The organism is Streptomyces sp. NBC_01210, from assembly GCF_036010325.1.
In the GTDB taxonomy this organism is placed as follows: domain Bacteria; phylum Actinomycetota; class Actinomycetes; order Streptomycetales; family Streptomycetaceae; genus Streptomyces.
Genome location: NZ_CP108549.1, coordinates 395,355 through 419,785 on the forward strand (window position 1 = coordinate 395,355; position 24,431 = coordinate 419,785).

The following is a 24,431-nucleotide window of genomic DNA, read 5'->3' on the forward strand; positions in this document are numbered from 1 at the left end:
GTCTGGCGGCGTATCCGGGAATGCGGACAGGGCGTCCATGATCGTCGTGTGACGAACGAGAGCCTGGACACCCTGTTGACCGCACTGTACGTGAAGATCGATGACGAGCTGGAGATGGAACGATGCATGGGGTGTCCGCCGCAGTTGACGAACTCCGAGCTGGTCACGCTCACGGTCGCGCAGGCGTTAGGTCCACCGGCGGATCAGCCTCGATCGAGGGCGCCCAGCTGGCGCATCAGCCCGAGTTGGTCCTCGACACCCCATCGCTCCGCGATCCTGCCGTCCACGACCCGGAACATCGCCATGCCGCTCATGGAAATCCGCTTGCCGGTCGCGGGCACCCCATGGAAATCACTTCTGTGGGTGCCGGTAAAGGTGAAGCGCTCGGCGACGAGCTCACCGTCTGCGACGAGTTCCTCGATGGCGCAGGCCGCATCGGAGAATCCTCCACGCAGCGCAGAGAAGATTTCTCTTACACCGTCGATTCCCGGAGCCACACCTGCCAGGGAACTGTCGAACCGGACATCCTCGTGCACGAGGTCGCTCAGCACCTCAAAATTCCCCTTGTTCACCACTTCCTCGCTGAAACGGCGAATGACGCTCTTCGGGGATCTCTTATCTGCCGCACTCTCGCTCATCGACTACTACCCTTCCTCCCGGTGTGACCACGAAGAATCGAAGAGCAGATTAGGACATCGACAGAAGAAGGATCGGCTAGTGTCGACTCATTTTCCAAATTCCACCCGAACGGCCTACTGATCTTTGACGTCCTGTTTGTCGAGCGGCTCATGTGTGGCATGACCGGTGTATGGGGAATCGAACTCGCCGGTTACTGAGCCCAGTTGAACTGGAGCAGCGCCGGCTGCAGGCGGCAGATCCACTCGAACAAGGGATGCGGCAGGTCAAGGTCGCGGAGGTGCTCGGGGTGACGGCGCGAAGGCGGATCGGTACGAACTGGAAGCTGTACCGGTAACGGCCGGAGACAACCCTCAGGTGGGGCCCGTGCGTCAAGCCGGCGGCTGGGTCAAGCCGTGCATCTTCATCTACCGCTGTGCCCGGCTGTTCGGAGCGGGTGACGGTTCCGTCATCTACTACTACGAAGACGCTTCCCAACTCTTCCGGCGTACGCCCGCGGGTGACGTCCAGGCGGTGCTGCTGCCGGAGTCGTCCGGTGAGCTGGTGGCGGCGCATGGCCGGTACGCGGTGTTCTTAGGCGGGATTACGGGCGGCCAAGACGGCGCGTGTGGTGTTCGTCGCCGTCGAGCGCCGCGGCAGGCGGTGGACGGTAACGGCCGACGCGCTCACAGCCGCTCCGGGGCACGTCGTCGACGAAAGCGCATGCGACACCATCCGGGACGCCGTCATCCGCCTGGTCCGCGACCGTGAGGTCCGCTCCTGCTCGTCGCCGGGGCCGGTGCACATCACGCAGTACGACGTGGCGGACGAGGAGCGGGCCCGCGCGCTCGCGGCCGCGCTGCACACCGCCCTGTACGGAGACCTGGAACCGCTGGCCCGCGCTGTGCCCACCGCACCGCGTGGCGCGCACCTCGCACAGGCCGTGCCGGCAGTAGAAGCCGCCGCCAGTGCTGACGGCAGCCGCCGCGAGCCGAGCCCCCTGCAGGATCGCCAGAGGATCGTCGTCGGTCATGTCATTTTCGTCTGCACGCCTGAGCCCCTCGGTCCAGCGAGCGGCAGCGGCGAGCTCATGGACCACTCCTCGGGCATCTCGCAGTCGTGAACGCCACCGTGGCGACGGGGTTAAGGATCTGAACCCGGAGCAGACGGGGAAGCACGGGTCGGAGCAGGGACCTCCGGCTCGCCGACCGAGGCAACGTCTTGTGGTGGTGAGATGAATAGAGCCCCGCTTCCGCCGGTTCTGGTGGTTCTCCCCGACGGCCAGGAGCTCAACGGCCTCCTCCACGCACGGCTGCAGACGCAGCGGGCGTGGATGTACCAGGTCAGCCTGCCGACGTGGCAGGTGACGGCGGACGAATGGGTGGAGCCCGCCCAGTACATGGTCTGGGTGCCGGCCGACTATGTCCGCCTGCTGGAAGGCATCGTCTACGACGACGTTCCGGCACAGGGGTTGGCGCCGGCCGTCGACGCGCCGACGCAGCGGCTGGAGCCGGTGCCCGCCGCCACCCCCGTCGTGGAGGCCGTGGAGCGCGCGGGAGCGTGGAGAATCGAGCGGCTCCCGCGTGAGCGTGGCCGGCCTGGATGGAACGTGGTACACGTCCATGACTGCGAAGACGCGGATGACGGCGACATCCTCGACCTCGACCAAGCGCTGACCGTGGTCAGGCAGCCAGGCACGAGGGTGTGCACGAAGTGCGGCGCCGCCGAAACTCTCCCACCCCTGATGTAGCCGATGGTGCAGCCGAGGCCCAACTCCCGGCGCTCGCTGCCCGATGGGTCGAATTCTCCAGCCGTCGGCATGTCTCAGCCGCGCAATGCGGGGCACAAGGTCCTCACCTGATCGAGGGGAGATCCTCATGCTTGGCACCGCAGCAGCCGTGCTGTTTTTCATCGCGTTCCTCATCAACGCCGCGGACATCTCGACCAACGACGTCTTCACTTCCAGCAACGTCATGCTGATCGGGCTGACACTGCTGGCCCTGCACGTCGCGGGAATAGGGAGCGGCTGGTCCGGCCGGAGCCGCAGACGCTGATCCGCCCCGGGCACCAAGGGGCCCACGTGGCAAAGGAGTTCGCCCGAGGCTCTTGATGACCAACCTTGTGCGCAGTCGGTCACTGACCATATACCTAGCGCCATGATCGTGAACGCGTGGCGAGTGCGAGCCACGGCGGAGGACTTCGACCTCCCTCCAGACGGACTTCCCTTCGATGTACGGTTGCTGACGGCGAACCGGGCGGAGTGGCCGCGCGAGCCGGGCCTGGAGGCAGGCACGCCGTTCCTCGTCTCGCCGGTGTTCGAGTACGACGTCGTCCTGAACCGCTTCTTTCAATCGCCGGGGATGCGGATGCACGCGGTGAACACCCAGTTCGGCTACGCCCGGGACCTGGCGGCGTTCCTGACATTCCTGTGGGTGTCGCGGCGCTGTAAGGGCTGGCGGGACGCGGCCGAGGTTGACCACCTCGCCTACCTGGCCTGGCGGCGCCGGGACGGCGACGGGCCGCGCATCGCCGGGTCGACCTGGAACCGCGAAGTGGCGGGGGTGGACGCCTTCTACCGGTGGGCGGCGCGTGCCGGGCACGTGCCGACAAGCCCGATCCCGCAGGTGGCCAGGCGCCCGCGGGTTGGCCCGCAGTTGTCGCGCCGGACGGCGGACGAGCAGCGGCCGGCGATGTACGCACTGGACACCGGGGCCGTGCGGGTGGAGTGGCTGCCGCCGGTCTCCTACCGGGTGTGGCGGGATGTGGGGGTGCGGGGCTTCGACGCGGCGGGCCTGCCGCGGCCTGGGTTCCGGGCGCGGTGGGCGGCGCGCAACGCGACGTTCTGCGACCTGATGGTCCGCACCGGGCTCAGGCTGGCCGAGGAGTGCGCGCTGACGGTGTTCGAGGTGCCGTGGTGGACACCGGAGTCGGGCGCCTATGTGAGGTTCTGGCTTCCGCAGGCGGTGGCGAAGGGCAGCTCGTCGCGCTGGACCTACGTGCCGACCGCGGTGCTGCGGGATGTGGATGACTACCGGCGGTGGGACCGGGCGGAGGTCGTCGCCCAGGCGCAGGCGGCGGGCCGGTACGCGCGGTGGCGCAGGCCCTGGGTGGTGGAGGACCCGGGCAGGCCGTGGGCGCGCCGGGTCGGTTCGGCGTCCCGGGTCAAGTTGGAGCACCTGGGCGCGCGTGGGCGGCGTCTGCTGTTGGTCGAGGGCCCGGCGGGGCTGGAGCCGGCGATGTTGTGGCTCGGCGAGGGCCGGCAGCCGTTGTCGGTCTCGGCGTGGAAGGAGATGTTCGCGGCCTCGAACCGGCGCTGCACGGCGGCGGGTGTGCGGCTGGCCTGCCACGCGCACATGCTGCGGCACACCTTCGCCGTGGTGACGCTGGAGCAGCTGCAGCGCGGGCACTTGGCGGCTTTGGCCGAGCAGCACCCGCGCCAGCGCGAGCACTACACCAGGGTGGCCGGTGACCCGCTGGACTGGGTGCGGCGCAGGCTCGGACATCGTTCGGTGGTCACCACGCTCGTCTACCTGCACACTCTGGCGGAGCTGGAGATGGAGACCAGGATGGCGCTGGTTCCCGGCGGGTGGGACTTGCCGGTGGACGTGGTCGACGAGACGGCGGCGGTCGCATGAGCGCGCGCGGGAGCACCCGCCCCGGGGTTCGGGCGGCTCTGCCCGGCACCGGCTACGAGGTCCGCTCGGCGGTCTACCGCTCGCCGGGCGGCAGCGTGTGCGTGGACTTCGAGGGCGAGGACGGCCGGAGCCGCACCTTCGACTTCGCGGACTGCGAGCTGCCTGGCTGGCATGAGGATCTCGCGGTCGCGGTGGCCGCCCGGATCGGCCCTGGCGGAGGACTGCGCACCACCTCCTCCGCCCTGGCGATGTGGAATCCGCTGCAGCGGTTTCTGCGCACCCTCGCCGGGGTGGACGACGTGCCGCGGCGGCCGGAGCAGACGCGGGTAGAGCACGCCGAGTACTTCGCCGACAGCGTCGCCGCGACCATGCAGGAGCTGTACGCGCGGCGGTTCGTCGAGCAATGGCCGATGCCCTCGTGGACGCCGAGCAGGCCGCACTCGAAGCCCACCGTCGTCTCGCCGACCGCGCGGGCCGGCCCGAGGTCCTCCCCGACAGTGTCCTCGCCCCGGCGGGCACCGCGCAGGGCCCCTGGTCCGGCTGCCGGGACGCCGAGAACCATCCGGTGACCGGCCGCGCCTGCCGCGCGTCGTTTCTGGACTGCTTCCACTGCGGGAACTGCGTCGTCACCCCCGACCACCTTCCCCGCCTGCTCGCCCTGCTGGACGCGATGGACAAGCGGCGCCGGCAGATGGACGAGCAGGTCTGGTGACAGCGGTACGGGCCTGCCTTCGCGGCGATCCGCCACGACGTCCTCACCCGCTTCACCCCCGAACAGGTCCGCGAGGCCAACCCCGAACCTGACCACAACGCCGACCTCGACCTGGTGGAAGAACCATGGCAGCAGCCCTGACCAACCCCGCACCCGCGCCAGTGCCTGAGGGAATCGGCGGGAGCCGGTTCGTCCTCGCCGGCCGTCCGCTGGCCCCCGGCCACCGCCTGGAGGACACCGCGCGCTACGACGACGACGCCTGGCTGCTGGCCCCCGCGCTGCTGCAGCGTCATCAAGCCCCCACCCGGCTCAACTTCACCCGAGCACCGGCAACCTTCGTCCCCACCCTGAAGGACCTCTTCGCCGCGATGCTCTCCGGCAAGCTGCCGCTGAACGAGCCGCGGCCGAAGATGATGTCGATCCGCCGGCACTTCACCGAGCAGCTCCGCTTCACCCACTGGGTCGCCGCCCGCCCCGGCCAGCCCCGCCTGGCCGACCTGATCCTCGACGACTTCGCCGCCTACGCGCTGCACCTGCACGCTGCCGTACTGCCCAGCGAAGCCAGCCGCGAGGTCGCCCAGAGCTCGGTCCGTATGCTCTACCGCTACCGCACCGTGCTGCCCGGCGACCGCCTCACCGTTGATCCGCTGGACTGCGAGGACTGGGGCAACAGCACCCGCCGCACCCGCGCCGAGAACACCACCCACCGCATCCCCGAACACGTCATGGGCCCGCTCCTGGCCTGGTGCCTGCGCATCATCGACGACCTGGCCCCCGACATCCTCACCGCACTCGACGCCTACCGCATCCGCCGGGAAACCGGCCGCCCCGGATGGCGCCACATCCCTCGTCCCCACCTCTCCGCCGCCTGGCCCCACCTGGCCGCCGACGAGCCCATCGGGCACGAGGACCGGGACGCGCACGCCCGCTTCAGCACGTTCGACCTGGCCCGCCTGCTCCAAGGCGCCTGCTACATCCTGATCGCCTACCTGTCCGGGATGCGCGACAGCGAGATCAAGCACCTGCGCCGCGGCAGCACCCACACCCTGCTCGACGGCTCCGGCCACCCCTACCGGTGGACGATCACCAGCCTCGCCTTCAAGGGCGAGAGCGACCCCGCCGGCACCATCGCCACCTGGATCATCGGCGCCCCGGCCGCCTCATAGTGACCTTCCGGGTAGGACGGGTGCGGGTCGGGGTGGGTCAGATCAGGCTGAGCTGTTCTCCCGATGACTGTGGCAGGAGCACGTTCTGCAGGCGGCGGATGTTCGCGCGCCAGGGGCCGCCATCCGACTCGGCCCAGAGGTCCATCAGTTCGGACGGTTCGGTCATGATGCGGTCGAGGGCCTGAAGGGCGAGATCGCGCAGGCCAGTGAGATCCGGGAGGGGCTCTTCCGGCCCATAAATTCGATCGGCCGGCTCACCCCCGGGGCACTGCGCCGCGACGAGCGCGGTCGCGGCTACGGCTACCTCGGATTCGGGTGCTTCGAGGTAAGCCGCGGTGTCGATCACACGTGTGAGAGCACTGCGGACGATGCCCTCACGTTCGCCTGCAGCTACCTCATCAAGGTCACCGCCAAAGTCCGCTGCGGTGTCGTTGTCGAAGGGGCCGACGTCCCAAGTGCCCATGGTCTCTCCTCATCACGATGTTGACCGGGGCATCCTGACAGAGGCCACTGACAGAAGCCGTGCAGTCCAGAGCGGGGTTTCAGCCGCATATGACTGGTCGAGACAGATGTCACCTGGCCTCGATATCCGTCACCCGCGTCAGCTCGGCGGGCTGCCATCATGAGCCGGGACACGATAGGTGGAACCTGGCCAGGCATGTTGGAACTACTAGAGACGTGTCGCAGTCCGGACAAGGTCGGCGACTGCTCTGGACCGGCTGTGCGGGGGCCAGGCAATGACGGTGGTAACTACTGGCGCGTCCAGCACGGGCACGGCGGCGAGGTCATCGTGCAGCTGGGCTCGGCACGACTCCGGTGCGACCGCGCACGCGCGGCCGAGCGCGACGAGCTGCAGCAACTGTGCTTGGTCGCGGACTTGTGGGCCGGGGCCGGGCGGGTAGGTGCCGTCGGAGTCGGGCCAGAGTGGCAGGGGCAGGCCAGGCAGGGCGGTGATGTCGGCCATGTGCACATGGGCGCGGACGGTGAGCGGGTGCCCGGCAGGCAGGACCACAACCTGGCCCTCCGTGCTGAGTTCTTCGGTGTGGAACCCGGCTGTCGTGTCGAACGGCCGGTGCAGCAGCGCCACGTCGGCCCGGCCCTCGCGCAGGAGTCGTTGCTGCTCGGCAGGGCCGCACAGGATGACGTCGACGGGGACCGCGCCGGGTTCGGCGGCGTACGCGTCGAGCAGTTTGGCCAGCAGTTCTCTGGACGCGCTGGCCTTCGTGACCAGGGCCAGGCCGGGACGGCCGGTCACGGAAAGGCTTGCGCGGCGGGTCCGGCGCTCGGCGGCGTCGACCGCGTCGAGGGCCGCCCGGCCCTCGGCCAACAGCACCGAGCCTGCCGCGGTCAGCGTGACGGCGCGGCTGGTCCGATCCAGCAGTGCTGCCCCGAGCCGGCGTTCGAGCTGCTGGATCGCCCGTGACAGAGGCGGCTGCGCGATCCCGAGCCGCTGCGCGGCCCGCCCGAAGTGCAGCTCCTCAGCGACAGCGACGAAATATCGCAGTTCCCGGGTCTCCATGCCGCCACGGTACTCCGGATCAATACCCTGACGGTATCGCTGCCTACCCGATCGGTCTTGGACCCCCGCCGGGGTCCGAGAGCAGCATGGTCTCCATGAGCGAACGAACGATTGCGCTGGTCACCGGCGCGAACAAGGGAATCGGCTACGAGATCGCCATGGGCCTGGGCGCCCTCGGCTGGAGCGTCGGCGTCGGCGCCCGAGACGATCAGCGCCGTGAGGCAGCGGTGGAGCAACTGCGCGCGGCCGGCGTCGACGCGTTCGGCGTACCGCTGGACGTGACCGACGACGCGAGCGCCACCGCCGCCGCACAGCTGATCGAGGAACAGGCGGGGCGCCTCGACGTGCTCGTCAACAACGCCGCCATCACCGGCGGCATGCCACAGGAGCCCACCCGGGTCGATCCCGCCACCATCCGGACGGTCGTGGAGACCAACGTGATCGGCGTCATCCGCGTCACCAACGCGATGATGCCGCTGCTGCGCCGCTCTGCCTCACCGCGGATCGTGAACATGTCCAGCAGTGTCGGCTCCCTCACCCGGCAGTCAGGAACCGCTGCTGAGCAGATGACGGGTCCGGTGGCCGTGGCGTACGCGCCGTCGAAGACGTTCCTGAACGCCGTCACCCTCCAGTACGCCCGGGAGCTGAGCGGCACGAACATCCTGATCAATGCCGGCTGCCCCGGCTATGTCGCGACCGACCTCAACGGCTTCCGCGGCGTGCGTACCCCCGAACAGGGCGCAGCGATCGCCATCAAACTGGCGACCCTGCCGGACGACGGCCCGACCGGCAGGTTCTTCCAAGACGCTGGCGTAGTCCCCTGGTGATGTGCACGGCGGTCATCAGCCGCCGGGTGAGGCGGCTTCGCCCGCGCGTCTCGAACATATATATTGACGCGGGTTCCAACATGAATGGCAATTCACCGCAGGTTGCAAGCAGTGTGACTGTGTGGTTCCAACAAGCGTGACCTGCGGGGTCCGAATCGCAAGGTCACCACACCCTCATGGTTCCAACTACCGCGTCCCGTCACACTCAGATGGCCCACGACATAGTGTTCTTCCTCGCCGCCGACGACGAGACCGCTGCTGCGACGCGCCTGCGGGGACCTGGTGAGGCCTTTGAGTCAGTGACCTGCCGTTTCATTGAGCCGGACAGTGCCATCGCCGAATGGGACATGTACTTCGAGGAGCCTTCGGCCGAGGCCCCGCCGGTTGAGCAGCTCCTTGGGTGGGCGTGGCCGGAGTGGGTCACCGCCCCCTTGAACGACGGCGTTGAGGTGTTCGCTCTGCCGAAGCGGCTGACCGGGGCGCTGGCCAACGCGAGCTCCGCCGAGCTGGAAGAGCTTGCAGGCCGCTGGACCACGCGGGTCCGGTCTGAGGACGGGGACGACATGACCGACGATGATCTACTGGCGGTCCTGCAGGGAGTTGTCCGGCTTGCGGCGTCTGCGGTGGACACGGGTGGCGGCCTCTACAGCTGGAGCTCCTGGCCATTCTCCTGCGAGGGACGCCCGTTTTTGAGGCCGCTGCATGCCAAGAGCTCGGTCCCGGTGGAGTCGAAGTACAGGGTGAAGAACCAAGATCGGTCTGCTGCGACGATGTTGCCGGTACGCAATTGCTCGTCGCGGTGCCGAGCGCGGAGGATCTCAACGGTCTCGTCGAGGCCGAGGGTCGTCAGGCCAATCTTCAACGACCGCTTCAGCCTTGTCGCAGCGATGCCGACCACCATCCACTGTGGCGGCTGTCCGTCGTAGAGCACTACCTCGCCGCCGGCGGCGATGGCGTCGCGCGCTGCCTTGCAGGCACTGGTTTGCTCTTTGAGCATCACGGTGATGTCGGGCGGACTTGGGCTCTCGTTCTCGGTGGCCATGTGGCGACTGTAGAGACCGAATGCAGGCGTTGCTACAGGATTCGGCGTGACCTGCGCAGGGCTCAGGGACAGAGGCGGTCGTGACAGGTAGAACTGCGGACCGGCAACATGGTGGTCAATCGGTCAACACCAAACCCTGGCTGCAAAATGCCCTCTACTCCCTGAACCTCCCTCCAGGATTTCAGCCATTGTTGAAGCTGATGGCGCCGGACCAGATGGGGCGGGGCATGACCAACCTCCGTGACAGCCCCGAGACCGTCAGCCTACGACGACATCCACCGGTCGGCATGAGACTGCCGGCTCAGCCTCGATCGCTGCGGATCTGCGAGGATCTCGAGTGCGGCCAGGCGCGCGAGTCGGCCCGCCCCCCGGGGGGCGGGCCTCATACTGCGGCCTGTTCCACTCGCCGCACCGCCTTGGTGAGTTGCATACGTGTGAGCCTTCGCACGACGACGACGGCCAGCAGCGCGGCGCCGATGTCGGTAAGGCAGCCGACAATGAAGGCGTCAGCGCCCGCGAGGAACTCGTCGGCCGTCTGGGCCATGTTGTATTGAGCGCCCGCAATGCCGTTGACCAGATTCCCGACGAGCCATGCGATCCACCAGACGTTCCGGTCAAGTCGCCGTGAGGGCGGTTTGTACGCAGTGGTGGAGACAGCGGGCTACGGCTGGCCGACCACCTGGCCATCACAAGACAGCGAGGTGGGACCCATCGCAGGTGGCTGCCACTCCCTCCAGCTCTACGTATCGCGGCGGTTCCCGAAGACGCGCGGCACCCACTGATCGAGCTGGGTACCGAAAGCCGCTGCCGAATCGATGCCGGATGCAGGCAGCGTTCCGGCGTCGTCAAGGCTGGCGACGAAGTCGACATCAGCCCAGCCGCCCCGGAACAGAACCACGGATAGCTCAGCGTCCGCCGGCCCGGAGATGAGAACGCCGATCGAGTCAGGATCACGCACGAGTGCCCTGTCAGTCTCAAGCCGCTGAGGCCACGGGGCGGCTTCGTCCCGCCAAGTCACCTGCCCAACCGTGAGACCGGCCCCTAGCCATCGCGCGGCCCGCTCGGCAATTGATGCGACCGCCTGATCAAGATCAATGACTCGTTCCACAAGCAGATCATCCCGCACCCAGACGCGCTGTCCCACTGGCTTCCACACCCTTAGCTTGGGCCGCCAGCCACCAAAGGACCTCCCGCTGCCCGATATGCGGCCGCCCTGACTGCACCCGCACGCACGCTGCAACCGGATCGCCGAGCCGTCGACCCGGCCGATCCACCGATCTCCCTCGCCGCGTTGACCGGCGTCCGCGCTGCCGTTCGCATCAACGCCATCGACGCCCATCCGAACGGCAAGCCAACCATCTACCACCACACAACGCTGTCGCCTGCGGAAGGAAACTCCGTGCGTGGCCTTCTACGGATACAACGACACCGACCTGCGGAGCGGCTGCTACCACGTCCGCACCCTGCTGGAGATCGCGCTCCACGCACTCCGCAGGGAGGCACGATGCGAACTGAGTGCAGTCATCGCACCCGTGGATGAACAGACTCCGGCGCACTGTCAACAACCCTTCGCGGCACCTGACCTCCCATGGTGGAAGCGCCGAATCGAACTCTGACCTGCTCAGCCGACCGGGGTCATGTCCCGCCGCGTGGTGTAGCCCGTGGGCATCTTGCGGGGGGTCCGGTACAGCACACACTGACGAAGCGGCCCTTCGGGCACGCTCGGATCCTCGAAGTCGTCGGCCGGGTCGCGGGTCATGCCGATCCGGCGCATCACTGCCTGGGAGCGAAGGTTGTTGACGGTCGTCGACGCAACGACCTCCGGCAGCCCGAGGACCTCGAAGCCGAAGGCCAGGCAGGCCAGGGCGGCCTCGGTGGCGTAACCGTGACCCCACGCCGAACGCATCAACCGCCACCCGATATCCACACCCGCGAACGGCATGTCCTCGCCCACCTCGTCCAAGCCGACGCGGCCGATGAACTCACCAGTCTCCCGTGCTTCCAGCGCCCACCACCCAAAACCTCGGGTGTCGAACTCGGCCTGCATGAGCGCCACCGCGGCATCGCTTTGCTCCCGCGTCAGCAGTTCCCCCAGGTGTTCTCGGACTTCGGGATCGGCGTTCATCGCCGCCCACGGTTCGAGGTCGGACTCCCGCCACCGGCGGAGCAGGAGACGATCGGTACGCAGTTCTGGCATGCCGACCAGCTAACGCCATCACCATCAGGGAGTCGATCGGTTATGTCGAACCCCTACGGTGCTCGCCAATGCCAACCCCGCTGCGCAGATCTTCACGGCCTACACCACTTGGCGGGACGCCATCCCGACCGGACTCACCGCTCTCAGGCGCTGCTGCTTCTCATCGACATTCCTGGGCCTCTTGACGGCGAACCGATGCCAGGAACCACCGACATTCGCTCTCTCACCGACGCAGCCAGCCGCGGCTTTCCAAGCGACGCGTCCGAGGTGCTGAGAACCGATGACGCCGCCTATGGCGGACTCCCCGACGTACACGGCACTACGTGGATCACCTGGTCCGAGCCTGCCGCCGCCGACTGGCAGAGGACCGACAGCTCCGGCACACGACGCCGCGACAGTGTCGCGGGAGACGAGACCCACTGGGGACCGGTCTGGAGCGTGATGCGAACGCTCAGCGAACTCCACGGCGCGGACAGATCTTGAGAAACCTTGCTCGCGATTTGCCCACCAGCCACATGGCCGGAGGCTCCCCGCCGGTCGGCGGGGGTGGTTCGGACACGTGCCGGATGGTAGAAATCAATACTTTTTCGGAGCCTGGAAGCATGGGGAATTTGGCTCAGCTCCGGGCCAGGCCGTCCGTGTAGCCAGCCTCGGACGACTCTTCCTTTCTTTCTTGTGTGCGCCCTTCTGTGCGTCGCAAACGGGCGATTGATCGGTCTCGGGGTGTTCTCGGCGCGGCGGGGGTGCCACTCCCCCGCCGCCGGTCAGCCGGCGATCGGAAGGCGCTGGGAGCCGCTGTTGGTGTTACGTCCCGATGTGCGCAGCAGGGGCGTGACGGTTTCGGCGGTCATCTGACAGTGGACGGCCTGACTGGAGGCGACGGCACATGTCTTCCGAGACCACGACGGGCACGGATGGTGCGGCGGTTGGCACCGAAGGGCTCCTGGCCGAGGTTCTGGCCGGTGTTCTGCGTACCGAGCGGGTGCCGGTGGATGGTGATTTCTTCGCGGATCTGGGTGCTGATTCGCTGGTGATGGCTCAGTTCTGTGCACGGGTGCGCAAGCGGGACGACCTGCCGACGGTGTCGATGAAGGACATCTATCAGCACTCGACGGTTCGGAGCCTGGCCGCTGCGTTCACGGACAGTACCTTCTCCCCGCCGCAGGAGGACGCCCCGTCCGATGGGGTGGTCGAGTCCCCGACAGATGTGCCAGCCGCCGGCACCAAGAGCCCACTGGGAGAGGTGCTGGCGGGAGTCTTGGGTACTGAGCAGGTGCCCGTGGACGGCAATTTCTTCACGGATCTGGGTGCTGATTCGCTGGTGATGGCTCAGTTCTGTGCACGAGTGCGCAAGCGGGACGACCTGCCGACGGTGTCGATGAAGGACATCTACCGGCACCCCACGATCAGCAGCCTGGCCGCCGCGTTCGCGGACGCTCCCGCCGCTGTCCAGCCCGCGGCACCGGGGCACGCGCCGTCACAGCCCTCCCAGCCGGCCCCGGGAACTGCCGATGCCCCGTCCGACGCATCGGGTGCGCCGCAGTCCGGCCCCTGGCGGTACATGCTGTGCGGGACGGCCCAGATGCTGATGTTCCTCGTCTTCTCCTCCCTCGGCGCCACGATTGCCGTCCTCGGTTACGACTGGACCCTGGAAGGCTCGGGGACGGCCGGCGTCTACCTCCGGGCGGTGTTTTTCAGTACGGCGCTCTTCCTCGGCATCTGCGCGCTGCCCATTGCGGCCAAGTGGATACTCATCGGCCGCTTCACCCCGCGCAGGTTCCCGGTGTGGAGTTCCGCCTACCTGCGCTTCTGGTGCGTCAAGACCCTCATCCGAACCAGCCCGGTGCGTCTGTTCACCGGTTCACCGCTGTACGTGCTCTACCTCAGGGCCCTCGGCGCACGCATCGGAAAGGACGTCGCCATCCTTTCCCGCACCGTCCCAGTCTGCACCGACCTCCTGTCCATCGGTGACGGCACGGTCGTCCGCAAGGACGTGCTGCTGTCCTGCTACCGGGCGCACGACGGCTGGATCGAGATGGGCCCCGTCACCCTCGGCGCGGATGTGACCGTCAGTGAGCAGGCCGTCATCGACATCGGAACGTCGATGGGCGACGACACCCAACTGGGTCACGCCTCATCCCTGCATTCCGGGCAGGCGGTTCCAGCCGGAGAGTCGTGGCACGGCACGCCGGCGCAACCGACGACGACCGATTTCCGGGCTGTCGAGCCTTCCGCGTGCGGCCCCCTTCGCAGGGCCCTCTACAGCCTGTCGCAGCTGCTTGCCATGCTGCTGGTGTACCTGCCGCTGACGCTGGCAGGGGTGAGCCTCGTGTTCACCGTGGTGCCGCAGCTGAACGCGGTGTTCACCCCAGGGCCGCCGGCCTTCACCAGCCCCACGTTCTACCTCGAGGCGCTCGTCGCTTCCCTGATGGCCTTCTTCGGCGGCATATTGGTGGGCCTGCTGGTGGTGAGCACAGTGCCACGGTTGCTCAGCCTGGCGATCAAACCGGGCAGGACCTACCCGCTGTACGGCTTCCACCACAGCATCCAGCGGGCGATCACGCGGCTGACCAACATCAGGTTCTTCACCACGCTCTTCGGGGACAGCTCCGCGATCGTGCACTACCTGCGCTGCCTCGGATACAACCTGTGCAACATCGAGCAGACCGGGTCGAACTTCGGCACGCTGGTCAAGCACGACACCCCATACCTGAGCACGGTCGGCAGTGGAACGATGGTCGCCGACGGCTTGTCGATCATCAACGCCGACTTCTCCAGCTCGTCCTTCCGCTTCTCCCCGACCTCGATCGGGCCGAGCAACTTCCTCGGCAACCGCATCGCCTACCCTTCACGCGGCCGGACCGGCGACAACTGCCTGCTCGCGACGAAGGTCATGGTCCCCATAGACGGGCCGGTGCGCGAAGGCGTGGGACTGCTGGGCTCACCCAGCTTCGAGATCCCGCGCACGGTGCTGCGCGATACCCAGTTCGACCACCTGGCCCACGGTGATGAGCTGCGCCGCCGACTCGCTGTCAAGAACAGGCACAACGCGCTCACCGCGGGCCTGCACCTGTTGGTGCGATGGTTCCACTTCTTCGTGCTCGCCCTCATCACCATGGCCGCCGTCGAGCTCTACCGGACCATCGGTGTGCCGGCCTTCGTGCTGGCCGGCCTGCTCACCTGGACGTTCACCGTCGTCTACTTCGCGCTGGTCGAACGGGCCGTCACGAGAATCCGCCCGGTGAAACCGCTGAACTGCTCGATCTACGAGGCCGACTTCTGGGGGCACGAACGCTTCTGGAAGCTGACGTCGCACCAATACATGCAAGCCTTCAACGGCACCCCGTTCAAGTCCATGGTCTGGCGGCTGCTGGGCGTGCGGATCGGCCGCCGGGTCTTCGACGACGGCTGCTCGATCACCGAGCGGACCCTCGTCAGCATCGGGGACGGCTGCACCCTCAACGCCGGGACGGTCATCCAGTGCCACTCGCAGGAGGACGGCGCCTTCAAGTCCGACCACGCCACGATCGGCGCGGGCGTGACCCTCGGCGTGAACACGTTGGTCCACTACGGGACCACGATCGGCGACCGGGCACAGCTGGCCGCCGACTCCTTCCTGATGAAGGGCGAGGAAGTTCCCTCTCAAGCGCGGTGGGGCGGAAACCCGGCTCGAGAAGACACGGCCGTGGCCCGCGTTCCTTGAGCTTCCTGCGGTCGGCGGGCCCGCTTCCCGTCACCGTTGCTGAGCAGCCCGGTGGGAAACGATCTTACTGTTCGCGGGAAATGCCCACGCGGCGCCACCCGCGCCCCCGCCGACTCGAGCACCGTCGGCCGCCATAGCCCGTGGGGGCTTGTCGATCAGGCCGGATCAGCCGCCGTGAGCCCGACGAGATCGACGAGACACCTCCAGCGCGTCGGCCCCGTAGGCGTGTCCGGCATCCGCAGGCGGCATTCGCGCTGAACTGGCCCATCGGGCCAACGAGCGTGGGCAGGCAAAGCCGGCAACCGGCTGAAACACCGCTCGCCTTGTGGTGGTTGAAGGGTCACGGCCCGGACAGGCCGAGCAGGTCTGCCGCATTGGTGTCGAGGATCATCGTGACCTCGTCCGGGGCAAGACCGGGGGTTCGCGCTGCGGCACGGCCGAGGTGACCGTGTTCGGGGGCGGACGGTTCTGGCGAGAACCCACTATTCGCGCCCGGCAAGCCTGTCACTACCGAACCAAGTCCCCCCAGGCTCAGCCGTGTTGGAATTTCAGGCATGGCCACTCCTGCCGACGGATCCACGCGACTCGCCCCGGACGAGCCCTCGCGTCGCCTGCGCGCCGAGATCGAGCGGTTGCACGAAGAAGCGGCGCAACAGAAGGCACTGGCCCATCGAAGGGCCGAATTCTGGAACAGGGCCCACATCGTGCTGGGTTTCCCCGCGGCTCTGCTCGCGGGCGTGGCCGGCGCCGCCGGACTGGCCACGGCGGACGCACGCGTCCCCGCGGCGCTGCTCGCCCTGGCCTCTGCCGGGCTCGCGGCCGGGGCCGGCTTCCTGCGGAGCGATGCCAGGCGCGTGGCCAACAAACGCGCCCGGCAGGCGTGGGCGGACGTGGAGGGCAAGGCAAGCGTGAAGCTGGCGCACGAGCACCTGACCCCCGAAGACCTGCGCGAGCTGCTGGAAAGCCGTCAGACCGCGCTGGCCGCCTACGACGGTGACGGCCTTCAGCCGGGCCCGGCATCGGCGCTGCCCGGCTGAACGAGCGCTCCCGGCGTGACGATCGAAGGCTCCGGGCCCAGCAGACGTCGCTGCGGCGCCACTTCCTGAGGCGAGGCGATCACACCGTGGCAGCCGGCACCCTTCGCCAGCCGGGCCAGTCGTAGGACCTGCTCCTCGGCCGACGCGCCGGCTCGTCAGGCGGGGGGGAACGTCCCGGGGCGCGACGTCGCTCCTGATCCGCCGCGCCTGGACCGGATGCCGCCACCGGCCGTGGTCGATCGATGAGTCGCCGACGAATTCCGCGACGAGGTGGGGCGCCACAGGTGAAGTTCAGCGGCTCTCGGCTGCCCCAATGGGATGTGATGCACACGTCCTGCGAGGGATGTACGGGATGTCCGGGGCCGGCCCTGGGGAGCAGGTGGCCCACTTTGACGGTCGCCCGGACCACCGCCACCCCGCTCCGACTGAGATCACTCTCATGCCCCGCCGCCTGGCTCGGACAGCTCGGGCCGGCGGACGCGCACGTCCCGCAGGGGTTCCCTGCCGAGCACCTCGACGTACATGATCCGCTCGTCCACAACGTCCAGGACGTCCAGGACGTCCAGGACGTCCAGGACGAGCATGCCCTTCGAGGGCGATAGCGGCACGCACCGATGACCCGGACCGAATGGCTGTCCGTCCGGATGTGGTTCCGTCTTGAAACTCTGGCAGAAGTCGTCGCCGCAGCCGCACTCCGCGACCAGGCGGAGATCCCATGCACAGATGGCCAGCTCGTGCTCGCCGTCTTCCTCCAGAAGAGTTACCAGGTTGCTGACAAGCTCAGGAAATACCTCGCGAACGAGGGGATGCTCCGGGCCCATGAGACGAGAGAGTACCCAGCGCCTCCGCGTCACCTGAACAGCTTTCGCAGCAGCGGTCGTGCGGGGCCGGCCGCGTCACAGTCGCACAGGCGACCTGGACGTGCTCAGTGGTCGCCCGTGTGCGGGCGCACGGGGCGTGGCAGCGGCTGACGCCAGTCGCCCAGCGTCGTGAGGAGAAACTGGCGGGCGAGAGGACGTACTTCATCCCACGCCGGATCTGTGGCCAGGGCGTTGGCCCAGAGGCCGGCGTGGCAGCCGGCATCGATCTCGCCGAGGCGACGGCCGATGGCCTGAAGATCGCGCAGGTTCCTGGGTTCGAAGGCTCCGCGCTCCGCGAGTCCTTCGGAGATTCGACAGAGGAGCTCCACCTCGTCAACGACGGACTCCGTCTCCAGCTCACGCTCGCCCAGCCAGGCAAGCTGATCCTGGGTGTCGGCTGCGAGGAGGGCCATCCATCGCAGCGTCCAGGTGCGCAGGTTCGCGTCGCCGAGATGGTTCATACATACAGGATCGCACCTAGATCGCCCCGGGATCAGAAACAGTCCACCATGTCCCTGACGGGACGCCTCGCCGGCGTGAAAATCGGTAGTGCGGCTGACCGCCGACGCCGGTAGTGCCTTGGGAGATCGATCCCGCGAAACAGTCTGGTGCCGGAGCTGGCCTGAGGGACCACGCACTGTTGCCACGGGCACGCCGTTCAGAATCCCGACCGTCCCTTCCGCTCCCGGTCAGCCGCACCCGTGGCCATCTGAGCGAGGAACGAGGTGGGAAACGCGTGGCGGATACGGAAGTGACCGACCAGGGTGCGGAGTTGGTGGATCGCGTCGCCGCGATCGACATCGCCAAGGCATCGGGCATGGTGTGTACGCGTCTGCCCCATCCCAGCCGTGCGGGTCGACGCACTCAGGAAGTGTGGAACGTCCCTGCGAGCACGATTGGCATCCTCGAACTGGGCGACCGCCTGGTGTGCCAGGGCGTCACCCGGGTCGTAATGGAAGCCACCGGCGCGTACTGAGCTTGTTCTTTTCATCCTCATGCGCCTGGGCCGGGTGGGCCCATGAACGCGTCGAGATCAGTGATGATCTTGCCGAGCTCGCGGGCTCCGCGATGCGACATCGCTTGCATCACGCCGTCGAGGAGAGCGCGGGCTTCCAGAGGGTTGCCGCAGCAGTACCAGTGCGCGTTGCCGTACTCATCGTCGTGCCAGAGCTGGCCCTCAGGGCGGTGGACATAGTCCTTCCACAGTCGCAATGCCGCGGTGGTGTCTCCCGGCTGTAGGTAATTCCGCGTGCGTTCAAGGCGAACGATCTCGGACAGCACTCGCGAGGAGAGGCGGTCGATGGCCGGTGTGGTGCCCGGTGGCTGGTGCGGGTCCGGGAGTGTGCCCCGTAGGCGTCCTGGCCGTCTACGCGGCATGGACCTTTCGGTGTGTCGTCATGCCGGACATGTTGCCACGACCTCGACCGCTTTCTCGAACTTGATTGCGTTCATGGATGTTCGCCGGACATAGGAACGGCATTCACGTGACCCTGTGCTCTGACCGAGGAGCACACGTGACCGGAACGAAAGCCGTGGGGGTGCACTGGAACGAGGCGGCCGTCGGGAAGCGTCGCGCAAAGTGTCATGCTTCCGGGGCGAGTTCTACGCGTGGTTGGGGGCACGGCGCGATGAGTTGTTCGAGCTGACGGACGCGGTACTGTGCGCGGACGGGCCGGTCAGATCTCCGGTGAATCTGACGCTGCTGCCCGACCACCGGCGCGGGCACGGCGCGTTGCACGGAGGAGTGACCGCGGCCAGATCGTCGTCGGCCAGTTCCGCAATGCGTTGGCGGGCCTCCGCTGCCGCGGCTCCCGGACGGGCGGCTGGTCCAAGCCGGAGACCTGGCCCGAGCCCGCCGTAACCACCGTCGGGCGCGAAGTCCTCTTCCGACTACGGCTCATGCACCCCGAACTGACCATCGTCTGGGCTGACTCCGCCTATGCGGGCACCCTTGCCGCAACGCACGAGACCACAAGACGCTGCCCGAGCACTCCGAGGCAATGATCACGATCGCAGCCATCACGCTCCTGACCACCGCCTCACCCGCCAGACTGTCTATCCCACAGCGGCTCTTCCACGCCCGTCAGAATTGCTTCGCGCGGCGTGAATCACCCGCATCCGGCCCGCCGGCCCGGTAGATGCCGCTTCCGATCAACATCCAGGCGGTTCCAGATCCGACCGATCAACCGGTGGCGGGATAGGCGACCATGTCAAGGTCCATTCCGGCGTACTCGTTGACCAGGAACAGATGCGGGCCGTTGAAGGTCGTGCGGTCCTTCCCCGTCTTGGCATCGAGGACGACGTAGTCGGGGGCGGCATTGGCGTAGACGGCGCCGTGCCAAGCGGCCTGAATTGTCGGCATCTTACGAGAAGGGTCTTCCTTGGAGATGGTCCACAGCACCTTGCGGCTGCGGGTGTCCACTCCCCGCACCGTCTCGTCGCTGCCGCACACGACCACCGACTGCTGGTCGTAGTAGCACGTGATGTAGGCGCCGTCGACCCCGGCGACGGCCTTGCCCGTGCGGCTGTCGTGCAACGCGGCTTCCGTGGCGAACAAGCCACCTCCCACGCGATTGACCTCCAAGGACGAGTGGCCCTCGTCCTTCCAGCGCACCGTTCCGTCGGCGATTGCCCGGCCTGTGAGAGCGAGGTCTTCCTTCTCGGCGTGCCAGGCGCCCAGTTGCCCGAACGTCGCGCTGTCACGCACCTGTGCACCGACAACGGTGCCGCTGTCGACCGCGGCGGCCGCGAAGCCCTCCTGCTTCCACGTCACCTGATGAGTGCTCAGGTCAACGGCGTAGGTGACGGCACTCTCACTGTCCTCGCTTGAATCGTTCGTGCTGGCAAGGGCTGCGACGACCGCAGTTCCGTTCTCCGCCCCGACGACGGACGGCTCGATGTCACTGATTCCCATCCCGGTCGGCACCGGCAACCGGGCCGTCCAGGACACCTTGCCGCTGCCCGCGTCCACAGCGCGCAGATAGGCATCGGCCCGGTCGACGCCTGTGCCGGAGCCCTTCGTGTAATCGGTGAACGCGAAGAGCACTTCCGTACGCTCCCCCTGCTGCACGAACACCGGGGGGATACGCCGGTCGTCTTTCGGGACTCCCTCCGTACCGGTGTACCGTTCCTTCCGGTCCTTCCGGTCCAGGGCGGACGACCAGAGCTTGCGCCCGGACCTGGTGTCGTAGGCATCGAGACCGTTGTCCGTCCGCACATAGACCTCGGAGCCCAGGGCCGCGAACCCCCAGGTCTTGACGTCCTCGTCCTGCGCCAGCTTCACGCCCTTGCCGAACTTCAGCGGAGGGTCGAACGCCTGCGCACTGGCTTCGGGCTTGGCCGCAGGGCCTGCATCCGGAGTCTTGCCGCCTGCCCCGGAAGTGTCGTCGGAGCACCCGGCGAGGCCGCTCAAGACAACTGTGAACGTCAGGCACATGACAGATCGGCACGCGACTCGCACTGAAAATCTCCCCCGTTCATGGTCAACTCCGCGGCAGTTTAGCGTTGTTCCATTGAGTGCACGCAGAAGTGAAGCTGTGGTGACCTTCGGTGCGAACCTCGTTGCCGGCGCATGCGCGGGGTCAGCCAAGGTTCAGAGACGGGTTCTTGGCTTGATCTTCATCTTCGGGCTGGACCGGGGCCAGGGTGTTGGAAGAGCGGCGGCGCAAGGGCAGGCGGTCTGCCTACGATGTCGCCGTGACGATCTCTGGGCAGGAAAAGCCGCTGATACGTGTCCTGCACGACGAGTCCCGCCGCGACCTGTGGGAGCCGGACCACCCCCGTCCCGTCCGTCTCTACCTGTGGGAACCATGCCGTCCGGTGGCCGTACCCGCTCCGCTTGTCGTCGTCTCGCATGGCACCGGAGGTTCGGGAAGCGACATGGAGTGGCTGGTCCGTCCGCTGACCGAGGCGGGTTTCCGGGTAGCTTCCCTTGACCACCACGGCAACAATTTCGTCGACGGCTACGAGCCGGAGGGCTTCCTCCACGTGTGGGAACGGCCCCGGGATGTCTCCTTCGCCCTCGACGTTCTCGCCCGTGAACAGCCCCTGGGCCCGGTCGGCGTGGCGGGCTTCTCCCTCGGCGGCTATACGGCGGTGGCGCTTGCCGGAGCCCGTGTCGATCCGCAGATCCTGTGGGCGGTGCTGACAGGGGCGGTCCCTTTGCCGGAGATCCCCGAGTTCCCCGGCGCACTGGAGGCGCTGCGGAAGAAGTACCCGGAAGACGAGTCGTCACGGCGGGCGCTGGACGCCGCCGCAGCAGACCTCTCGGATCCCCGAGTGCGAGCGGTCTTCCAAGTGGCCCCAGGAGTCGGCGGTCTCGTGACCCCGGAGAGCCTGGCAACCGTGCAGGTGCCGGTGGACATCCGCTGGGGCGGAGCGGACATGGTCAACCCGTACGAAGTCGACACCAGGCCGTACCTGGAGCACATTCCCACCGCGAGTGGCCGCTCGGCCGGCCCCGACGTTCGCCACGACGACTTCTTCGCGCCGGAACCTGCCGACCCGGCGGTCCGCGTGCGGGTCGGCAAGGAGGCGGCCGCCTTCTTCCTGCAGCACCTTGGCTGACCCCGCGCGGTGCACACGCCCGGAGGCTGCCTGTCCCTGTCGGTGGTCGGGGGCCATCGTCAGCAGCAACCCGGGAACTTGCGCTACATCCCGGATCTCGAAAGGTTGTCCGGGCTCGCGGCAGGCTGACGCGGTGCACATGCGCGGGCACCCGAAAACGCTTACCCGACCTTCGGTGCTTCTCAGGACGACATGCGCCTTGTCAGCCCACTCGCGCAGGACCATCCCCCGCCGACGCAGCCGCGTTCAGCAATGAAGTGGAGTGAAAGGACCGGCGTGTTGACGCGCTCACGCTCACGGCCCGGCTCGCCGCTCACACTGCAGACGAAAGGCAGGAAGAAGATGCCCACGTGGGCCCACACGCTCGACCAGGCACACATCAGCGGCCCCCAGCTGCGCCGCGACTACGGCGAGCAGCGGCGGCTGGTGGCACAGTTCGCTCGAGCTGAGTACGCAGCGGTACGTCTGCTCCTGCCCGCACCCCTCGTCCCCGACGTCATCGCCGCCACCGCATTCATGCACCACAGTGACAACCTTCTCGACCAAGGGCCACGACGTGAGCGCCTCGCCGCACTCACCGACTGGGACGGACAAGTCCGGACGGCCTTGGAGACCGGCACAGCCGATCAACCGGTTCTGCGAACACTGGCCCACACCATCACCAGACACCCGCAGCTGCGGGAGCACGTCGAGCACTACCTCGACGGAGCACCACTGGAGGTGGAGTGGGAAGGCTTCTCAACCGAGAGCGACTTCCAGCGCTACGTGGACGCATATTCGCTGCCCGCGTTCATGCTCATCGCCTGCTTACTCGCCTCCTCCTCCTCGGCGGCTGCCTACCGCGCCGGCTGCCGAGCTTTCATCGAGGCCAGCCAGCGGCTCGATTTCCTCGAAGACATCGCCGAGGACCTACACGCCGGGCGACTCGGCATTCCCCATGACGCCCTCACCCTGCACGGCGTCACGCGCAACGACCTGCACCAGGCCCACGCCACCGCTGGCGTCAGTGAACTGATTCGCCATCAGATTGCACAGATCCGTCCCGGCCTGACGATGTCGTACGGCCTCGTGGAACTCGTGGAACCGCACAGCCGACCGCTCACCCGCACTCTCGTCGCCTTGCAGGGTCTGCGGCTCCGCGCAGTGGACAACAAGGGCGCCGCCCTCCTGCGCGGGACCGCTCGCCCTTCCGTATCTGCAGCACTTCGTGTCCTGGTACGGGAATACCGCGCTTCACGCCATCAGCGCTGCGATCAGCCCAGCGTCTAGCTCCGGTGTCACCGTCCGCCGCTCGGCTTGACGGCACTGACCGGGCCTGGTCCTTGGTCGTCTTGGGCACTGGCTGTGTCAATGGCACGGGCACAGGAAGCACCTTGCCGCACGGATCCTTGTCCCGATCCGCCGAGCGGGGCAAGGACCCCCGGATACCCAGGATCTGGATCACCCCTGCGAGCTGTCGACAACAGGACAACTATGACTGGAGTACCAGGCAACCGTCCGAATAGGGGAGGGCCTTGGCCCGCGGCAGGTGCACCAGGAATTCCTCGATCCCCGGAACACCGTCCTCCCGCGGCACCTTCGCCTTCATGAGCTGGCCGGCCACGTCGATCTCGAGCACTCGCTGAGGGCCGTGATCCTGGACACCGCGAAGCCTGGCGACAAAGGTGTTTGGCCCGGGATCCGTGACGACCTTGACGTACTCGGGCCGGATTCCCACCTGGACCTCGCCGGTGCTCTCCGGGATGTCCCACGCCACGGCCAGGTTCCGACCTCCGAGGGTGAACTCCTGGTGCGCCCGGTCCAGGGTGAGGAAGTTCATGGCCGGTGATCCGATGAAGTAGCCGACATATGTTGATGAGGGTGCCTCGAAGAGCTGCTCCGGAGTGCCCTGCTGCATGGCCTGGCCGTCCCTCATGACCAGCACTTCCTGCGCAATGCTCATGGCCTCGTACTGGTCGTGGGTAACGTAGATCACTGTGGGCTGGAACTGCTCAGTGATCTCACGGATCTTGCGCCTCAACGAGTGCTTCAGCTGCGGATCGATGACGGTCAGGGGCTCGTCCATCAGCACGGCCGCCACGTCGTCACGGACGAGACCACGGCCGAGCGAGATCAGCTGCTTGTCGTCCGCGCTGAGCCGACGGGCGGGCTGCCCCAGCCGGTCATCCAGGTCCAGCGCCTCGGCCACCTGATGGACCTTGGCATCGATCCTTGCCCTGTCCCACCGGCGGCATTGCAGCGGGAAGGCGAGGTTCTCGTACACCGTCATCGAGTGGTAGATGACAGGGAACTGGAACACCTGGGCTATGTTGCGCGCCTTCGTCGGCAGAGCCGTGACATCCACGCCGTCGAACAGGACCTGGCCCTGTGACGGTCGGACCAGCCCGGACAGGATGTTCAGCAGCGTCGTCTTGCCACAACCCGACGGCCCGACCAATGCGTAGGTCTTGCCGGCCTCGAACGTCAGCCTCAGTGGTTTGAGGGCCCACTGCTGCTCTTCGGCGCCGGGCGTGTAGCTGTGCCCGACGTCGACGATGTCCAACTGTGCCATC

26 protein-coding genes and 1 pseudogene are annotated in these 24,431 nt (G+C 67.4%); 15 read left to right on the top strand and 12 right to left on the bottom strand.

Annotation, left to right across the window (positions count from 1 at the left end):
- Positions 1 to 48 precede the first annotated feature (48 nt).
- A pseudogene (locus OG735_RS41785) lies at positions 49 to 189 on the top strand (IS982 family transposase); the annotation flags it as partial.
- 14 nt (positions 190 to 203) lie between these two features.
- Here OG735_RS41785 and OG735_RS01790 read toward each other — a convergent pair.
- Positions 204 to 638, bottom strand: a complete 435-nt coding sequence (locus tag OG735_RS01790) for an ester cyclase (RefSeq protein ID WP_327321344.1) — start codon at positions 636 to 638, stop codon at positions 204 to 206.
- Positions 639 to 1,243: 605 nt separating this feature from the next.
- Between OG735_RS01790 and OG735_RS01795 the strand changes: the two genes are divergently transcribed.
- The 7 genes from OG735_RS01795 to OG735_RS01825 all read left to right on the top strand — a co-directional run bounded on the left by OG735_RS01795 (position 1,244) and on the right by OG735_RS01825 (position 6,128).
- Positions 1,244 to 1,738 (top strand): hypothetical protein, encoded by a 495-nt coding sequence (locus tag OG735_RS01795; protein WP_327321345.1) that lies wholly within the window; start codon positions 1,244 to 1,246, stop codon positions 1,736 to 1,738.
- A gap of 111 nt (positions 1,739 to 1,849) precedes the next feature.
- Positions 1,850 to 2,365 (top strand): DUF6233 domain-containing protein, encoded by a 516-nt coding sequence (locus OG735_RS01800; protein ID WP_327321346.1) that lies wholly within the window; start codon positions 1,850 to 1,852, stop codon positions 2,363 to 2,365.
- Positions 2,366 to 2,492: 127 nt separating this feature from the next.
- On the top strand, positions 2,493 to 2,669 hold the full coding sequence (locus OG735_RS01805; RefSeq protein ID WP_327321347.1) for a hypothetical protein: 177 nt from the start codon (positions 2,493 to 2,495) through the stop codon (positions 2,667 to 2,669).
- A gap of 102 nt (positions 2,670 to 2,771) precedes the next feature.
- A complete protein-coding gene (locus OG735_RS01810) occupies positions 2,772 to 4,250 on the top strand; it encodes a tyrosine-type recombinase/integrase (protein ID WP_327321348.1) in 1,479 nt (492 codons plus the stop codon).
- Positions 4,247 to 4,819 (top strand): hypothetical protein, encoded by a 573-nt coding sequence (locus OG735_RS01815; protein ID WP_327321349.1) that lies wholly within the window; start codon positions 4,247 to 4,249, stop codon positions 4,817 to 4,819. The genes OG735_RS01810 and OG735_RS01815 overlap by 4 nt, the downstream gene beginning before the upstream one ends.
- Complete coding sequence (locus tag OG735_RS01820; RefSeq protein WP_327321350.1) at positions 4,816 to 4,962, top strand: hypothetical protein; 147 nt, start codon at positions 4,816 to 4,818, stop codon at positions 4,960 to 4,962. Before OG735_RS01815 ends, OG735_RS01820 begins: the two co-directional genes overlap by 4 nt.
- Before the next feature lie 125 nt (positions 4,963 to 5,087).
- A complete protein-coding gene (locus tag OG735_RS01825; protein WP_327321351.1) occupies positions 5,088 to 6,128 on the top strand; it encodes a hypothetical protein in 1,041 nt (346 codons plus the stop codon).
- Between the two features lie 37 nt (positions 6,129 to 6,165).
- Here the strand turns inward: OG735_RS01825 and OG735_RS01830 are convergent, their stop codons facing one another.
- Positions 6,166 to 6,591, bottom strand: coding sequence for a DUF4259 domain-containing protein (locus tag OG735_RS01830; RefSeq protein ID WP_327321352.1), 426 nt, complete (start codon positions 6,589 to 6,591; stop codon positions 6,166 to 6,168).
- Positions 6,592 to 6,798: 207 nt separating this feature from the next.
- Complete coding sequence (locus OG735_RS01835) at positions 6,799 to 7,647, bottom strand: LysR family transcriptional regulator (RefSeq protein WP_327321353.1); 849 nt, start codon at positions 7,645 to 7,647, stop codon at positions 6,799 to 6,801.
- A gap of 95 nt (positions 7,648 to 7,742) precedes the next feature.
- Here OG735_RS01835 and OG735_RS01840 point away from each other — a divergent pair, with 95 nt between their 5' ends.
- Positions 7,743 to 8,474 carry an SDR family NAD(P)-dependent oxidoreductase gene (locus tag OG735_RS01840; protein ID WP_327321354.1) on the top strand — a complete coding sequence of 244 codons (732 nt, stop codon included), beginning with the start codon at positions 7,743 to 7,745 and terminating at the stop codon, positions 8,472 to 8,474.
- A 643-nt stretch (positions 8,475 to 9,117) separates the two neighbouring features.
- On the opposite strand, the gene OG735_RS01845 is transcribed toward OG735_RS01840, so the two are convergent.
- The 4 genes from OG735_RS01845 to OG735_RS01860 form a co-directional block, all read right to left on the bottom strand.
- Positions 9,118 to 9,516: a hypothetical protein gene (locus OG735_RS01845; protein ID WP_327321355.1), complete on the bottom strand. Its 399-nt coding sequence runs from the start codon at positions 9,514 to 9,516 to the stop codon at positions 9,118 to 9,120.
- Positions 9,517 to 9,898: 382 nt separating this feature from the next.
- Positions 9,899 to 10,114, bottom strand: coding sequence for a hypothetical protein (locus OG735_RS01850; protein WP_327328178.1), 216 nt, complete (start codon positions 10,112 to 10,114; stop codon positions 9,899 to 9,901).
- A 141-nt stretch (positions 10,115 to 10,255) separates the two neighbouring features.
- Positions 10,256 to 10,660, bottom strand: a complete 405-nt coding sequence (locus OG735_RS01855; RefSeq protein WP_327321356.1) for a hypothetical protein — start codon at positions 10,658 to 10,660, stop codon at positions 10,256 to 10,258.
- A 477-nt stretch (positions 10,661 to 11,137) separates the two neighbouring features.
- A complete protein-coding gene (locus OG735_RS01860; RefSeq protein ID WP_327321357.1) occupies positions 11,138 to 11,713 on the bottom strand; it encodes a GNAT family N-acetyltransferase in 576 nt (191 codons plus the stop codon).
- A gap of 886 nt (positions 11,714 to 12,599) precedes the next feature.
- On the opposite strand from OG735_RS01860, the gene OG735_RS01865 reads away from it, so the two are divergent.
- A complete protein-coding gene (locus tag OG735_RS01865) occupies positions 12,600 to 15,416 on the top strand; it encodes a Pls/PosA family non-ribosomal peptide synthetase (protein ID WP_327321358.1) in 2,817 nt (938 codons plus the stop codon).
- Between the two features lie 554 nt (positions 15,417 to 15,970).
- Positions 15,971 to 16,453: a hypothetical protein gene (locus OG735_RS01870; RefSeq protein WP_327321359.1), complete on the top strand. Its 483-nt coding sequence runs from the start codon at positions 15,971 to 15,973 to the stop codon at positions 16,451 to 16,453.
- A gap of 437 nt (positions 16,454 to 16,890) precedes the next feature.
- Here the strand turns inward: OG735_RS01870 and OG735_RS01875 are convergent, their stop codons facing one another.
- Complete coding sequence (locus tag OG735_RS01875) at positions 16,891 to 17,061, bottom strand: hypothetical protein (RefSeq protein ID WP_327321360.1); 171 nt, start codon at positions 17,059 to 17,061, stop codon at positions 16,891 to 16,893.
- Between the two features lie 317 nt (positions 17,062 to 17,378).
- Positions 17,379 to 17,774, bottom strand: a complete 396-nt coding sequence (locus OG735_RS01880; RefSeq protein WP_327321361.1) for a hypothetical protein — start codon at positions 17,772 to 17,774, stop codon at positions 17,379 to 17,381.
- A gap of 275 nt (positions 17,775 to 18,049) precedes the next feature.
- Between OG735_RS01880 and OG735_RS01885 the strand changes: the two genes are divergently transcribed.
- Complete coding sequence (locus OG735_RS01885) at positions 18,050 to 18,289, top strand: hypothetical protein (protein WP_327321362.1); 240 nt, start codon at positions 18,050 to 18,052, stop codon at positions 18,287 to 18,289.
- A gap of 17 nt (positions 18,290 to 18,306) precedes the next feature.
- Here OG735_RS01885 and OG735_RS01890 read toward each other — a convergent pair whose 3' ends face one another.
- On the bottom strand, positions 18,307 to 18,594 hold the full coding sequence (locus tag OG735_RS01890; RefSeq protein ID WP_327321363.1) for a hypothetical protein: 288 nt from the start codon (positions 18,592 to 18,594) through the stop codon (positions 18,307 to 18,309).
- Between the two features lie 298 nt (positions 18,595 to 18,892).
- Here OG735_RS01890 and OG735_RS01895 point away from each other — a divergent pair, with 298 nt between their 5' ends.
- The gene (locus OG735_RS01895) at positions 18,893 to 19,174 is read left to right on the top strand and encodes a transposase (RefSeq protein ID WP_327321364.1); all 282 of its coding nucleotides are present in this window, start codon (positions 18,893 to 18,895) and stop codon (positions 19,172 to 19,174) included.
- Between the two features lie 321 nt (positions 19,175 to 19,495).
- Here OG735_RS01895 and OG735_RS01900 read toward each other — a convergent pair whose 3' ends face one another.
- Positions 19,496 to 20,725, bottom strand: coding sequence for a hypothetical protein (locus OG735_RS01900; RefSeq protein WP_327321365.1), 1,230 nt, complete (start codon positions 20,723 to 20,725; stop codon positions 19,496 to 19,498).
- 284 nt (positions 20,726 to 21,009) lie between these two features.
- On the opposite strand from OG735_RS01900, the gene OG735_RS01905 reads away from it, so the two are divergent.
- Both OG735_RS01905 and OG735_RS01910 read left to right on the top strand, forming a co-directional pair.
- A complete protein-coding gene (locus tag OG735_RS01905; protein WP_327321366.1) occupies positions 21,010 to 21,879 on the top strand; it encodes an alpha/beta hydrolase family protein in 870 nt (289 codons plus the stop codon).
- 342 nt (positions 21,880 to 22,221) lie between these two features.
- The gene (locus OG735_RS01910; protein WP_327321367.1) at positions 22,222 to 23,148 is read left to right on the top strand and encodes a phytoene/squalene synthase family protein; all 927 of its coding nucleotides are present in this window, start codon (positions 22,222 to 22,224) and stop codon (positions 23,146 to 23,148) included.
- Positions 23,149 to 23,350: 202 nt separating this feature from the next.
- Here the strand turns inward: OG735_RS01910 and OG735_RS01915 are convergent, their stop codons facing one another.
- The gene (locus OG735_RS01915) at positions 23,351 to 24,430 is read right to left on the bottom strand and encodes an ABC transporter ATP-binding protein (protein ID WP_327321368.1); all 1,080 of its coding nucleotides are present in this window, start codon (positions 24,428 to 24,430) and stop codon (positions 23,351 to 23,353) included.
- Position 24,431 lies beyond the last annotated feature (1 nt).

Bases quoted from the DNA above. Each gene is read 5' to 3' on its own strand.
- OG735_RS01860 (WP_327321357.1), bottom strand. From the start codon at position 11,713: ATGCCAGAACTGCGTACCGATCGTCTCCTGCTCCGCCGGTGGCGGGAG.
- OG735_RS01880 (WP_327321361.1), bottom strand. From the start codon at position 17,774: ATGAACCATCTCGGCGACGCGAACCTGCGCACCTGGACGCTGCGATGG.
- OG735_RS01825 (WP_327321351.1), top strand. From the start codon at position 5,088: ATGGCAGCAGCCCTGACCAACCCCGCACCCGCGCCAGTGCCTGAGGGA.
- OG735_RS01915 (WP_327321368.1), bottom strand. From the start codon at position 24,430: ATGGCACAGTTGGACATCGTCGACGTCGGGCACAGCTACACGCCCGGC.
- OG735_RS01830 (WP_327321352.1), bottom strand. From the start codon at position 6,591: ATGGGCACTTGGGACGTCGGCCCCTTCGACAACGACACCGCAGCGGAC.
- OG735_RS01835 (WP_327321353.1), bottom strand. From the start codon at position 7,647: ATGGAGACCCGGGAACTGCGATATTTCGTCGCTGTCGCTGAGGAGCTG.
- OG735_RS01840 (WP_327321354.1), top strand. From the start codon at position 7,743: ATGAGCGAACGAACGATTGCGCTGGTCACCGGCGCGAACAAGGGAATC.
- OG735_RS01805 (WP_327321347.1), top strand. From the start codon at position 2,493: ATGCTTGGCACCGCAGCAGCCGTGCTGTTTTTCATCGCGTTCCTCATC.
- OG735_RS01800 (WP_327321346.1), top strand. From the start codon at position 1,850: ATGAATAGAGCCCCGCTTCCGCCGGTTCTGGTGGTTCTCCCCGACGGC.
- OG735_RS01845 (WP_327321355.1), bottom strand. From the start codon at position 9,516: ATGGCCACCGAGAACGAGAGCCCAAGTCCGCCCGACATCACCGTGATG.
- OG735_RS01790 (WP_327321344.1), bottom strand. From the start codon at position 638: ATGAGCGAGAGTGCGGCAGATAAGAGATCCCCGAAGAGCGTCATTCGC.
- OG735_RS01870 (WP_327321359.1), top strand. From the start codon at position 15,971: ATGGCCACTCCTGCCGACGGATCCACGCGACTCGCCCCGGACGAGCCC.
- OG735_RS01910 (WP_327321367.1), top strand. From the start codon at position 22,222: ATGCCCACGTGGGCCCACACGCTCGACCAGGCACACATCAGCGGCCCC.
- OG735_RS01810 (WP_327321348.1), top strand. From the start codon at position 2,772: ATGATCGTGAACGCGTGGCGAGTGCGAGCCACGGCGGAGGACTTCGAC.
- OG735_RS01815 (WP_327321349.1), top strand. From the start codon at position 4,247: ATGAGCGCGCGCGGGAGCACCCGCCCCGGGGTTCGGGCGGCTCTGCCC.
- OG735_RS01865 (WP_327321358.1), top strand. From the start codon at position 12,600: ATGTCTTCCGAGACCACGACGGGCACGGATGGTGCGGCGGTTGGCACC.